Genomic DNA, 12,659 nt, shown 5'->3' with positions numbered 1-12,659 from the left:
GGTCCTCATGACCTGCGGGAATGACGGTCGCCACGCGCCGGCATGAGGGAACAACACTCCGTTACATACCGACACCTGCGGTTTCGTGACGGACCGTGCCGGAAAAATAGAATGCGCGCCGTTGCGAATAACTCTCATTGCCAAAGGCGCGCCATGTCCTCCCCCTCGTCCTCCCTGCCCCGGCCGTCCTGGCTGGGCCTCGCCATCGCGGTGGCGCTCACCGGCCAGGTCCATGCCGAGGCGCTGGATGCGCGCTCGCCGACCGACCTGGACGCGCTCGAGGTCCATGGCGAACGCCAGAACAGCTACACCGTGCCCGCCAGCCGCGCCGCCACCGGCCTGTCGCTGAGCCTGCGGCAGACGCCGCAGACGGTGTCGGTGCTGACCCGACAGCAGCTGGACGACCAGCAGATCCAGACCCTGGACGACGTGCTGGCCGCCGCGCCGGGCATCACCTCCGCGTCCTCCGACCTGGGCGGACGCACCAGCTACCGCGCCCGCGGCTTCGCCATCGGCAACTACCGGATCGACGGCATGCAGGTCGACGGCACCAGCGGTTTCACCGGTGCCGGCCAGGCATTCAACCTGGACCTGTACGAAAACGTGCAGATCGTGCGCGGCGCCAACGGTCTGCTCGGCGGCACCGGCGATCCGTCGGCGACCGTCTACCTGCAGCGCAAGCGGCCGACGAAGGAGTTCGGCGGCAGCGTGGCGCTGAGCGCCGGCAGCTGGGACACGCAGCGCCTGAGCGGCGACCTCAGCGTGCCGGTCACCGCCAGCGGCTCGGTGCGCGCACGCGTGGTCGCCAGCGGCGAGTCCGGCGACAGCTTCCGCGACCGCGAGACCAGCGACCGCCGCGCGGCCCTGCTCAACCTCGAAGCCGATCTCGGTGCCAGCACCCTGGTCAATGCCGGCTACCAGTACGAGGCCACCCGCATCGGCGGCGCGTCCTGGGGCGCCAACGTGCCGATCTGGTTCGCCGATGGCAGCCTGGCCAACCTGCCGCGCAGCACCAACCCGGTCGCCGACTGGAGCGTGGCCAAGCGCGAGGCCTCCACCGTGTTCGCCGCGCTCGAACATGCCTGGGAGAACGGCTGGACGCTGCGTGCCGGCGCTTCGCGCACCGAGTCCGATGCCTACGGCAACTACGGCATCGCCAAGCCCAACAACCTGTCCGGCAGCCGCTTCGGCGGCTTCTGGAACCAGGACGGCAGCGGCGCCCACCTCAACGCCTTCCACAGCGAGGGCGACGGCACCCGCGACAACCTCGACGTCAGCCTGCGCGGCCCGCTGCAGCTCGGCGGCCGCAGCCACGAGCTGATGCTCGGCTTCAACGGTTACGAGGACCGCGCCACCAGCTACACCTTCAACCGTGCGCTGGGCAACTGCGTGATGGGCAGCGCCGCCACCTACACCGCCAACGCCTGCCAGTTCCGCGCCGGCGCGATCGTGATCGGCGACTGGCGCGGCTGGGACGGCAGCGCACCGGAGCTGCGCACCTTCCGCACCAGCGCGCGCACCATCGACACCACCCGTGTGCATGGCGGCTACCTGGCCGGCCGCTTCGACCTGGCCGACCCGCTGGACCTGATCATCGGCGCGCGCCTGAGCCGCTACGAAACCTGGCGCGACACCTACACCGCGACCAATGCGCGCAGCCGCGGCGCGGTCACCCGCGAGCGCGACGTGCTCACCCCGTACGCCGGCATCGTCTACACGCTGTCGGCGCACTACTCGCTGTATGCGAGCTACACCGACGTGTTCACCCCGCAGGGCGACGTGCGCGACGCCAGCGACCGGCGCCTGGATCCGCTGACCGGCCAGAGCGCGGAGATCGGCATCAAGGGCGAGTTCGCCGACGGCCGCGTCAACGCCTCCTTCGCGCTGTACCGCAACCTGCAGGACGGTCTGGCCGAAAGCACCAACCGGCTGCATCCGGACACCGGCCTGACCATCTACCGCGCGGTCGACGGCGTGAAGTCGCGCGGCGCCGAACTCGAGGTCAACGGCAGCATCACCCCGCGCTGGAACATCAGCGGCGGCTACACCTGGCTGGACGTGGACGGGCTGGGCTACCAGCGCGACCCGCGCCACCAGCTGCGGCTCAACACCGCCTACACCCTGCCCGGCGCGTTCGACCACCTGACCCTCGGCGGCGGCGTGAGCGTGCAGAGCCGGACCGAGTGGAGCACCTATCCGGGCCGGCCGCTGCCGGGCGGATCGCTCAACCCGAACGACCCGGCGGCATGGGATGCCGCCAACCTGCTCGTCGGCGGCCACACCCGGCTCAACCTGATGGCGCGCTATGCCCTGAGCGAACGGCTCGAGCTGGCCCTCAACGTCAGCAACGTCACCGACAAGACCCACTACGCGCAGTACGGGTTCTACGACGGGCTGATCTACGCCGAGCCGCGCAACACCACCCTGACCCTGCGCGCCCGGTTCTGAGCCATGCCGGACACGGTGGCCCGCGCACCGCCATCGTGTCCCGGCCTTCCCGCGCCCGCCCGCGGCGCGGAGACGGCGCCGCTCCATCCGCAACCGCCGCGCGAGCGCACATCGCCGCCGCACCGGGCATCGGCGGCCGCCCGGCCGTCGCAGCGCGGTGCGTCGATGAGCGGACGCATCGCGCATCCGGGAGCGCGGCGCCGCCCGGTAAGATGACGCGCCCATGGCCACTCCTCCCATCACCACGCCGCACGTCCTGATCGTCGACGACGACCCGGAGATCCGCAGCCTGCTGGCCCATTACCTCGGCCAGGCGGGACTGCCGACCTCGCTGGCCGGCGACGGCGATGCGATGTGGGCCGCGCTCGAGCGCGAGCCGGTCGACGTGGTGGTGCTGGACCTGATGCTGCCCGGCGACGATGGCCTCGCCCTGTGCCGCGCGCTGCGCAGCCGCAGCGACCTGCCGGTGATCATGCTGACCGCGCGCGGACAGGCGGTGGACCGCGTGGTCGGCCTGGAGATGGGCGCGGACGACTACATGGCCAAGCCGTTCGATCCGCGCGAGCTGCTGGCCCGGATCCGCGCGGTCCTGCGCCGCAGCGCGGCGGTCACGGCCGGCACTGGCCCGCGCGAGCCGCGCTGGCTGCGCTTCGCCGGCTGGCAGCTGGATACGCGCGACCGCCAGGTGCAGGCGCCGGACGGGCGCGTGGTCAGCCTCGGCGGCGCCGACTACCGGCTGCTGCGGGTGCTGCTGCGCCACCCGCACCAGCCGCTGGGCCGCGACCTGCTGCAGGAGGAGGTCTACGGCCGCGAGCGCGGGCCCGAGGACCGCGCCATCGATGTCTGCGTCAGCCGCCTGCGCAACCGGCTGGAGGCGGATCCGCGCCGGCCGGTGCTGATCCGCACGCTGCGCAACGAGGGCTACCAGCTCTCGGCCGACGTCGATGGCCACGACTGACGCGCCCGCGCGGCGCCTGACCTGGCCGCGCACGCTGTACGGGCGCCTGGTGGTGCTGCTGCTCGGCGGCATGCTGCTGGCGCAGCTGCTGACCGGCACGATCTGGTTCGATGCCCGCTACGAGCGGGTCATGGAGATCCCGACCCGGCTGGCGGCCAGCGAGGTGGCGCACGCACTGCGCCTGCTGGAATCGGCGCAGGTGCCGCGCCGGCAGGCGATCGACGCGTTCCAGGACGACGCGCTGCGCATCTCCGCCATCGCGCCGGAAGCGCCGGCCGCACTGGAGCCGCGCGACCGCGAGCTCGAGCGCCTGCTGCGCGAGGCGGTCGCCCTGCGCCTGGACGGGCCGCGACCGCTGCATCTGCGCCATGCCACGCTCTACGACGACCACGGGCATCCGCACGCGAACGCCGCCGTGTTCGGCAGCCATGCGCCGGAGGGGCGGCTGGTGCTGGACGTGCAGACGCGCGACGGCGACTGGCTGCGCTTCGACGTGCGCGCCGGCCAGGCAGGCCTGGAGCTGCGCCCGACCTACGCGTTCGGCGACTACCTGCTGCGCATCTACGGTGTGCGCGCACTGGTGATCGTGCTGCTGGCGTGGGCGGCGGTGCACTGGATCACGCGGCCGCTGACCCGGCTGGCGCAGGCCGCGCAGGCGCTGGGCGACGACGTCAACAGCCCGCCGTTGCCGGTGACCGGCCCACGCGAGGTGCGCCAGGCCGCCGAGGCGTTCAACCGCATGCAGGCACGCGTGCTGGAATCCCTGCAGGCCCGCGAGCAGCTGCTTGCCGCGGTGTCGCACGACCTGCGTTCGCCGATCACCCGGCTGCGGCTGCGGGTGGAACTGCTGGAGGATCCGCTCGCCCGCGAACGCCTGCGCGCCGACCTGGCGCACATGCAGGAGCTGGTCGACTCGATCCTGGACTACTACGCAGGCCGGCACGAGGACGCGCCGATGCAGCAGGTCGACCTGGACACCCTGCTGGACGCCCTGGCCGAAGACCTGCGCGAGACCGGCGCCGAGGTCGCGATCGCCGGCCAGACCGGGCTGCTGGTGCGCGGCTATGCCGGCAGCCTGCGGCGCGCGATCGGCAACCTGCTGGAGAACGCGGTCCGCTACGGGCAGCGCGCGCGCGTGGCGCTGTCGCTGGACGCCGATGGTCGCGGCGTGCGGCTGCGCATCGACGACGACGGCCCCGGCATCCCCGACGACGCGCTGGAACAGGTGCTGCAGCCGTTCGTGCGGCTGGAGCGTTCGCGCAACCGCCATACCGGCGGCATCGGCCTGGGGCTGAGCATCGCCGACGGTATCGTGCGTGCGCATGGCGGCCGCCTGCAGCTGCGCAACCGCCGCGACGCCAGCGGCGGCCTCCAGGGCCTGCAGGCCGAGCTGTGGCTGCCGCTGCAGGATGCCCGCCCCTGACCCACGCGGCGTTCGCTGCACCGTCGCCGCCGCGAACGCGACACGGCATTGCGATCCCGCACGGGGACGGACCCGGCCGGCAGGACGCACGGCAGCCTCGCCGCGGCGCACGCCACGATGCGGACGGGACGAGAGGACGCGCGCGCCGGTCATGCACACGGAAGCGCCCCCGGCGCACCGATCGACACGCTCGCCCGCACTGACGCTTCAGGAGCCGACCCGGCCCCTGCTCCCGTGCACCAGCGGCGCCGGCCCACTGCCGGCGGCCGGTGACGCCCGCCGCTCAGCCGCTGGTGCTCACGCGCACTGCTTGAACATCACCGGGCAGATCTTCTCGCCGTTCTCGATGCACTCGGTCACCGCCGTTTCCTCGGCCTCGTCGGCGGTCTTGCCGGTCGCGGTGTAGGTCACGGTGCGCCGGTCCGCGCCGCGCAGCTGCACCAGCGCGCCGCATTCGCCGGCCGGCCACGCCAGCACCACCTCGCAGCTGCGCTGTCCGCACTTGCTGCGCGCGGTATCGCTGGCATCGGTCTCGTTCACGCCCAGGTGCATGCCGATGGCGTCGCCCTCGCGCTCGACCGCGACCGCGGTCCAGAAGCGCGCGACCTTGCCGCGGTCGCCGTGCACCGCGTTGGTCGGCATCGCGGTGCTGGTGCCGCGGGCCGCCGGCGGCTTGGCGACGAACTCCGCCGCGCCCGGGAAGAAGTCCAGCTTCGGCTTGGCCACCCGGTTGATCGCGATCAGCTCCAGCCGGTACGAGAGCCGGTCGATCGCCGAGTAGGCGAACTTCCAGCCGGTGCAGAAGCTCTGCTCGGCCGGACTGTGGCACTGCTCGCCGCCGGCGGTCGTGCAGGTGGCCAGCGCCGCATCGCGCGCCTTGTCCTTGCTCTCGCCGTTGTTGAAGTACATGCCGCCCTGCTGGCTGTAGGCCGGCGCGACGCAGCTGTTGGCGAAGCTCAGCACCGGCCAGCAGGTGCCCTTGCATTCTTCCAGGGCCAGGCGCAGGGCTTCTTCGTGGCTGTGCATGTTGAGGCGCACGTTCCAGCTGCCATCGTCGGTGTTGACCACCACGCCGCCCCACCAGTCGCGCTTGGCGTCGTCGCGGACGCGCTGCGCGGCGGCCCGGGCAGCGGCCGCGGCGGCCTGCTGCGCGGCGGCCTCCTCGGCGCTGATGTAGTTCGCCGCCTGCTGGCTCTGCTGCCAGCCGAGGAAGTTCATCTGCGCCGCGTGCGCCTGCATGCGCGCCTGCGCGCCGTTCTGCGCCGGCGCGCTGCCACCGGCAAGCAGCAGTGCGGCGGCGGCGACAGCCAGCGCGGCCTTAGAAACAGTATTCAATCTGCACCTCGCATTGCTGGGCGCCGGACGCCTTGCACTCGGCCAGCACCTTCTGGCCCAGTACGCCGTCGGCCTGTTTGCCGGCTTCGCCGGTGGCGGCGAAGATGGCGCGCTTGCCCGGCGTCGCGCCGCGGTCGCCGGCGATGGCCATGCAGTGGTTGCGGACCGGCATCGTCACCAGCTCGGCGCAGTCCTGGGCCTTCTTCTGGCAGTCCATGCGGGTCCGGACCTTGGCTTCGACCGCGGTGCCGCCGACGCCGTTGGTGACTTCCTGCGCGCTGTCGCTGACCCACAGGCTCATGTAGAGCTCCATGCCCTCGGGCAGGCTCCTGGACATGGTGCCCGGCGGCGGCAGGCCCTCCATCATGGAGCCTGCGGACTGGGCGGCCGCCGGAACGGCAACGGACAGGCCCAACAGCAGGCCGGCGGCGAGAATCGGATATCGCGTCATGACTGGTCCTTCAGAGAAAAGAGGGGCGCCCCGGACCGGCGGCGTCAGAAACACTTCCTGAGCATCACGGGGCAGCGATCGTAGTCGCTGTCCATGCATTCGAGCACCGCGGCCTCTTCGGACGCGGCCTCGGTATCGGCTTCGGCACCGAAATGGAAGGCGGGCCTGCCCGGGGTGTAGCCACGCACCACGGTCGCGCAAGCGCCGGCACCCCACTCCAGCACCAGCGTGCAGTCGGCCTTCCCGCACTCCTTCAGGGCCGCGTCGGCGGCGACCTTCGCGGTCGGCGCCATCTGCAGGCCGGTGGCCTCGCCGTCGGCACTGGAGGCGAAGGCGAACGACGCGCGCGCCATGCCGACCGGGCGCGCGCCGTCGGTGCCCAGCGCCTGGCGCTCGCCCGCACCGCGCTGCCCCGGCGGAGCCGCAAGGAACGTCGCGCTGCCGGGAAACCACGCCAGCCGTGGCGCCTTGACCCGGCTCAGGACGACCAGCGAGGTGCGGTAGTTGAAGCGCTCCAGCATCGAGTACGCATGCTTCCAGCCGGTGCAGTAGCTCTGCCCCGGCTCGGCGCTGCAGCCCTCGCCACCGGCGGCCCTGCAGGCCGCCACCGCGGCCTCGCCAGCGGCCTTCTTGCTGCCGCCATCGGCCAGGAACATGCCGCCCTGGCCGCTGTAGGCAGGCGCGATGCAGGTATTGGCGAAGCTCAGCACCGGAAAGCAGTTGCCGGTGCATGCTTCCATCGCGGCGCGCTGCGCCTGCGCTTCGTCGTGCGCGTGCAGCTGGGTGAACCACTGCCCGCTGTCGACGTCGACCGCCACCGCGCCCCACCAGTCGCGCTCGGCATCGGCACGCACCGCCGCGTCCTGCGCGGCCAGGCGTGCGGCCGCCTCGCGCTGCGCAGCGAGCTCGGATGCCGAGGCCTGCTGCTGGTTCTGGTAGTACTGGTGCCAGTAGTGGTTCTGCTGCTGGAACTGGGCCTGCCGCTGCATCTGCTGCGCCATCGGCTGCGCGGTCGACAGCGCAGGCGCCAGCAGCAGGGCCACGGCCAGCAGCCGCGCCATCAGGCGCTCAGAAACAGTAGTCAAAGAACACCTGGCAGGTACCGCCGCCCTGCTGGCACTGGGCCACGGTCTGCTCGCGCAGGGTGCCGGCCTGCGGCGCATCCTTCTGCGCGGCATTGGCGAACAACGCGCGCGCGCCCTTGCCGATGGTCGGGTTCACCGCCACCGCCAGGCAGTGGTCGCGCATCGGGAAGTTGAGCACTTCCTCGCAGTCGGGGGCGAGTTCGGCGCAGGCCCTGCGTGCGCGCAGCCGGGCCTCCACCGCGGTCGAGCCCTGCTCGCGGCTGAATTCCTGGGTCGAGTCGCTGACGAAGATGCCCATGTGGATCTCCACCCCGGGCGGCATGTTGGCGCTGAGGGTACCCGGAGGCGGCAGTTGCGCCTGGCCCTGCGGCGTCTGCGCCAGGGCGGGGAGCGCCGCCATCGACATGGCCAGCACACAGGCGGAAACGCGACGTCGCATACGGTGCATGTCCCTTGCTCTGAAAAAATCCGTCGCGGAGCTTAGCAAGCCCCGGCGCGATACCCCTCAGCGGGAATACCGAATCGCCCGCGATGTCACACATTCACGCGGCATCGTTGCCGGCGCTCCTGCGCAGGCATGCGCCATCGCCCGCCGCGTCCCGCTGCAGGCGGGTACACTCCCCGCACAGCCAGCACACCGCCGCCGCCCCGCACGGGCGTGCCGGATCGCATGACGCCAGCCGGACCACCGGGCCGCCTTCCACGGCACCCGACCGAGCAACCCGATCCTTCGAGGGCGTCATCCATGCACCATTCCCTTTCCGCCGTCGCGGCCACGCTGCTGACCCTGGCCGGCCTCGCCGGTTGTGCCGGCCCATCCACCGAACCCCCGGCCGACGCCGCACCGCCAGCGGCCTACGTTCCCGCCACGATCACCCGCGCCGAGGTCGCGCCCGGCCTGTACGAACTGGCCTACAGCGCACGCCAGAACGCGGTGTTCGTCGCCTCGTCGGGGGGCTTCGGCGATACCGCCGCAGCGTCGAAGATCCTGCGCCTGGATCCGGCCACGCTGGCCGTGCAGCAGGAGATCGGGCTGCCGCACAAGGGCTTCGGTGTGGTGCTGGACGACGCGGCCGACCGCCTGTACGTTGGGCATGGCATGGACGCGTCGATCTCGGTGATCGATACCGCCAGCAACCAGCTGCTCGACACGCTGCAGCTGGAAGAGAAGACCGTCGGCGAGGACGGCAAGGCCAGCGCCGCCCACCACCTGCGCGAGCTGGTGCTGGACCGCGACAACCACCGCCTGTTCGCACCCGGCCTGGGCTTCGAGGGCAGCGTGCTGTTCGTCGTCGACACCGCGGACTTCAGCCTCGAGAAGACCATCGAGGGCTTCGGTCCGGTCGCCACCGGCATTGCGCTGGATGCCGAAGGCAAGCGCGTGTTCGTGTCCAACTTCGCCGGCGAGGCGATCAGCGTCGACACCGGCACGCTGGAGATCGGCAAGCGCCTGACCACCGGCGTCGAGCAGCCGCTGAACCTGGCCTGGGACGCGGCGGGCAAGCGCCTGTTCGCCACCGACCAGGGGCTGGAACAGGTGCGCAAGATGCTGGCCGAGCGCCAGCCCGGCTACCAGTCGCAGCATCCGGGCAATCGCCTGGCGATCATCGACCCGGAAACCGGCACGGTCAGCGACAGCCTGGCCACCGGCGAAGGCCCCATCGCGGTGCTGTTCGACGCGCCGCGCGCGCGCCTGTACGTCACCAACCGCGGCGGCGGCTCGGTCAGCGTGTTCGACAGCACCAGCAAGGCGCTGCTGGAGACCATCGCGATGGCCGCGCATCCGAACAGCCTGGCGCTGGATGCGGCCAGCGGTACGGTCTACGTGTCGGTCAAGAACGCACGCGAAGCCGAAAAAGGCGCGGCGGAGAGCGTGGTGCGGCTGGGGTACTGAGCCGCGGCGACGCTGCGGGAGCTGCTGGATGCGGCTCCTGCAGCGGCCCGCCTCGGGTGCGGCGCTCCCCGCCTTCCATCCCGTCATCCGCCACGGGAACGCGATACCGTTTGCGGGGCAAGGACGCCGGACGCGGACTCCCGCGCGCACCGGAGTCACATCGAACCTGCGATGCCATCGACACGGGACGCGGCCGCAGAACCGTCTTGTGCGTGCACGGAAGGCAAGACCCCATGTCTCCCGGCCCCAAAGAAGCGGGAGACCAGAACGGTCTCCCGTGTCTCTGACGGCACCGATACCGGCCCGTGTGCGATCCGTCTGCCGCCGCGCTGGACGGCTGTCGATGCCGGAATCCTGTTCCGGCGCCGGTTCCGCATCGCCGGCCCGCCACTGCCCCGACACGGCATCAGGATTGGTACGCGGACGCTGCGGCCACCTCGTGCGCACCGCAGGAAGCGGCCACCAGGGTGATCAGCCGCGCGCGAACACCAGATGCCCGCCTTCGGCCTCGACCTTGATCGTGTCGCCGGCAGTGAACTCGCCGCCGAGGATCTTCTGCGCCAGCGGGTTCTCGATCTGCGCCTGGATCGCGCGCTTCAGCGGACGCGCGCCATAGACGGGATCGAAGCCGACGTTGCCCAGCAGCTCCAGCGCGCGCGCGCCCAGCTCCAGCTTCAGGCCGCGCTCGCCCAGCCGCTTTTCCAGCCCGCGCAGCTGGATCCGTGCGATCGAGGTGATCTGCGCCTTGTCCAGCGGATGGAACACGACGATGTCGTCGAGCCGGTTGATGAACTCCGGGCGGAAATGCGCCTGGACCACGCCCATCACCGCCGCCTTCATCTGCGTGTAGGCCTCGGCGCTGCCGTCGCCGGACAGCTCCTGGATCTGGTGCGAGCCCAGGTTGGAGGTCATCACGATGACGGTGTTGCGGAAGTCCACGGTGCGGCCCTGGCCATCGGTCAGGCGGCCGTCGTCGAGCACCTGCAGCAGGATGTTGAACACATCCGGATGCGCCTTCTCGACCTCGTCCAGCAGGATCAGCGAGTACGGACGGCGGCGCACGGCCTCGGTCAGGTAGCCGCCTTCCTCGTAGCCGACGTAGCCCGGAGGCGCGCCGATCAGGCGGGCCACGGAATGCTTCTCCATGAACTCGCTCATATCGATGCGCACCATCGCCTCGCTGCTGTCGAACAGGAACTCGGCCAGCGACTTGCACAGCTCTGTCTTGCCGACGCCGGTCGGGCCGAGGAACAGGAACGAGCCGATCGGCCGGTTGGGATCGGACAGGCCGGCGCGCGAGCGGCGCACCGCGTCGGAGACGACCTTGATCGCCTCGGACTGGCCGACCACGCGGCGGCCGAGATCGGCCTCCATGCGCAGCAGCTTGTCGCGCTCGCCTTCCAGCATCCGGTTGACCGGAATGCCGGTCCAGCGCGAGACCACCTCGGCGATCTCCTCGTCGGTGACCCGGTCCTGGACCAGCCGGAACGCGTGCTGGTCGACCTCGCTGGCGGCGGCCAGCTGCTTGTCCAGCTGCGGCAGCAGGCCGTACTGGATCTCGCTCATCTTCGTGTAGTCCTGGCGCCGCTGCGCGGCCTCCAGGTCGAGCTTGGCCTGCTCGATCTGCTCCTTGATCCTGGTCGCACCCTGCAGCGCGGCCTTCTCCGACTTCCAGACCTCGTCCAGGTCGGAGAACTCGCGCTCCAGCGCGTCGATGTCGCGTTCCAGGTCGGCAAGGCGCTGGCGGCTCGCCTCGTCCTTCTCCTTCTTCAGCATCTCGCGCTGGATCTTGAGCTGGATCAGGCGACGCTCGAGCCGGTCCAGTTCCTCCGGCTTGGAGTCGATCTCCATGCGGATGCGGCTGGCCGCCTCGTCCATCAGGTCGATGGCCTTGTCCGGCAGCTGGCGGTCGGTGATGTAACGGTTGGACAGCGTGGCCGCGGCGACGATCGCCGGATCGGTGATCTCCACGCCGTGGTGCACCGCGTAGCGCTCCTTGAGCCCGCGCAGGATCGCGATGGTGTCCTCGACACTGGGCTCGCCGACGAACACCTTCTGGAAGCGGCGCTCCAGCGCGGCGTCCTTCTCGATGTACTGGCGGTACTCGTCCAGCGTGGTCGCGCCGATGCAGTGCAGCTCGCCGCGCGCCAGCGCCGGCTTGAGCATGTTGCCGGCGTCCATCGCGCCGTCGGCCTTGCCCGCGCCGACCATCGTGTGCAGCTCATCGATGAACAGGATGATCTGGCCTTCGTTCTTGGCCAGGTCGTTGAGCACGCCCTTGAGGCGCTCCTCGAACTCGCCGCGGAACTTGGCGCCGGCGATCAGCGCGCCCATGTCCAGCGACAGCACGCGCTTGCCGCGCAGGCCTTCGGGCACCTCGTCGTTGACGATGCGCTGGGCCAGACCCTCGACGATCGCGGTCTTGCCCACGCCCGGCTCACCGATCAGCACCGGATTGTTCTTGGTCCGGCGCTGCAGCACCTGGATCGCGCGGCGGATCTCCTCGTCGCGGCCGATCACCGGGTCGAGCTTGCCGCTCTCGGCGCGCGCGGTCAGGTCGATCGTGTACTTCTCCAGCGCCTGCCGCTGTTCCTCGGCGTTCTCGCTCTGCACGGTCTCGCCGCCGCGGACCTTGTCGATCGCCGCTTCCAGCTTCTTCTTGTCGGCACCGGCCGCGCGCAGCGCCATGCCCAGCGGGCCGCCGTCGTCGGCCGCGGCCAGCACGAACCACTCGCTGGCGATGAAGGCGTCGCCATGCTGCTGGGCCAGCTTGTCGGTCTGGTTCAGCAGCCGCGACAGGTCGTTGCCCACCGACACGTTGCCGGCCTGGCCGGTGACCTTGGGCAGCGCCTCCAGGGTTTCGCCCAGACGCTCGCGCAGCAGCGGCACGTTGACCCCGGCCTGGGCCAGCAGGGGCCGGGTGCTGCCGCCCTGCTGGTCGAGCAGCGCGGCGAACACATGCGCCGGCTCGATGATGGTGTGGTCGCGGCCCACGGCCAGCGACTGCGCGTCGGCCAGTGCCTGCTGGAAGCGCGAGGTGAGCTTGTCCATCCGCATCGTGGAGA

9 protein-coding genes are annotated in these 12,659 nt (G+C 71.1%); 4 read left to right on the top strand and 5 right to left on the bottom strand.

Translation table 11 applies throughout. The features are described 5' to 3' along the window. The first annotated feature begins 153 nt into the window (after positions 1-153). The 3 genes from IB242_RS01355 to IB242_RS01345 all read left to right on the top strand — a co-directional run bounded on the left by IB242_RS01355 (position 154) and on the right by IB242_RS01345 (position 4,829). On the top strand, positions 154-2,448 hold the full coding sequence (locus tag IB242_RS01355; protein WP_192275403.1) for a TonB-dependent siderophore receptor: 2,295 nt from the start codon (positions 154-156) through the stop codon (positions 2,446-2,448). A 223-nt stretch (positions 2,449-2,671) separates the two neighbouring features. After that, the gene (locus tag IB242_RS01350) at positions 2,672-3,406 is read left to right on the top strand and encodes a response regulator (protein WP_192275402.1); all 735 of its coding nucleotides are present in this window, start codon (positions 2,672-2,674) and stop codon (positions 3,404-3,406) included. Then, on the top strand, positions 3,393-4,829 hold the full coding sequence (locus IB242_RS01345) for an ATP-binding protein (RefSeq protein WP_192275401.1): 1,437 nt from the start codon (positions 3,393-3,395) through the stop codon (positions 4,827-4,829). Before IB242_RS01350 ends, IB242_RS01345 begins: the two co-directional genes overlap by 14 nt. Positions 4,830-5,126: 297 nt before the next feature. On the opposite strand, the gene IB242_RS01340 is transcribed toward IB242_RS01345, so the two are convergent. Genes IB242_RS01340 through IB242_RS01325 form a run of 4 tightly spaced genes read right to left on the bottom strand, consistent with a single transcriptional unit; the run spans position 5,127 to position 8,100 of the window. Then, complete coding sequence (locus IB242_RS01340; protein WP_192275400.1) at positions 5,127-6,164, bottom strand: DUF4189 domain-containing protein; 1,038 nt, start codon at positions 6,162-6,164, stop codon at positions 5,127-5,129. Beyond that, complete coding sequence (locus tag IB242_RS01335) at positions 6,148-6,615, bottom strand: DUF4189 domain-containing protein (RefSeq protein WP_192275399.1); 468 nt, start codon at positions 6,613-6,615, stop codon at positions 6,148-6,150. The genes IB242_RS01340 and IB242_RS01335 overlap by 17 nt, the downstream gene beginning before the upstream one ends. 44 nt (positions 6,616-6,659) lie before the next feature. Next, the gene (locus tag IB242_RS01330) at positions 6,660-7,700 is read right to left on the bottom strand and encodes a DUF4189 domain-containing protein (RefSeq protein ID WP_192275398.1); all 1,041 of its coding nucleotides are present in this window, start codon (positions 7,698-7,700) and stop codon (positions 6,660-6,662) included. Further along, positions 7,684-8,100, bottom strand: coding sequence for a DUF4189 domain-containing protein (locus tag IB242_RS01325; protein ID WP_192275397.1), 417 nt, complete (start codon positions 8,098-8,100; stop codon positions 7,684-7,686). The genes IB242_RS01330 and IB242_RS01325 overlap by 17 nt, the downstream gene beginning before the upstream one ends. Positions 8,101-8,445: 345 nt before the next feature. Here IB242_RS01325 and IB242_RS01320 point away from each other — a divergent pair, with 345 nt between their 5' ends. Next, a complete protein-coding gene (locus IB242_RS01320) occupies positions 8,446-9,594 on the top strand; it encodes a YncE family protein (RefSeq protein WP_192275396.1) in 1,149 nt (382 codons plus the stop codon). 471 nt (positions 9,595-10,065) lie between these two features. Here the strand turns inward: IB242_RS01320 and clpB are convergent, their stop codons facing one another. After that, positions 10,066-12,651, bottom strand: coding sequence for an ATP-dependent chaperone ClpB (gene clpB / locus IB242_RS01315; RefSeq protein ID WP_192275395.1), 2,586 nt, complete (start codon positions 12,649-12,651; stop codon positions 10,066-10,068). Positions 12,652-12,659 lie beyond the last annotated feature (8 nt).

The sequence above is a fragment of the Xanthomonas sp. XNM01 genome (genome assembly GCF_014851915.1).
Lineage (GTDB): Bacteria > Pseudomonadota > Gammaproteobacteria > Xanthomonadales > Xanthomonadaceae > Pseudoxanthomonas.
Note: the sequence above shows the minus strand (reverse complement) of the source record. Positions and strands in the feature narration are given on the sequence as shown.

Coding starts and splice junctions, on each gene's coding strand:
- IB242_RS01355 (WP_192275403.1), top strand. CDS start 154: ATGTCCTCCCCCTCGTCCTCCCTGCCCCGGCCGTCCTGGCTGGGCCTC.
- clpB (WP_192275395.1), bottom strand. CDS start 12,651: ATGCGGATGGACAAGCTCACCTCGCGCTTCCAGCAGGCACTGGCCGAC.
- IB242_RS01335 (WP_192275399.1), bottom strand. CDS start 6,615: ATGACGCGATATCCGATTCTCGCCGCCGGCCTGCTGTTGGGCCTGTCC.
- IB242_RS01320 (WP_192275396.1), top strand. CDS start 8,446: ATGCACCATTCCCTTTCCGCCGTCGCGGCCACGCTGCTGACCCTGGCC.
- IB242_RS01325 (WP_192275397.1), bottom strand. CDS start 8,100: ATGGCGGCGCTCCCCGCCCTGGCGCAGACGCCGCAGGGCCAGGCGCAA.
- IB242_RS01345 (WP_192275401.1), top strand. CDS start 3,393: ATGGCCACGACTGACGCGCCCGCGCGGCGCCTGACCTGGCCGCGCACG.
- IB242_RS01350 (WP_192275402.1), top strand. CDS start 2,672: ATGGCCACTCCTCCCATCACCACGCCGCACGTCCTGATCGTCGACGAC.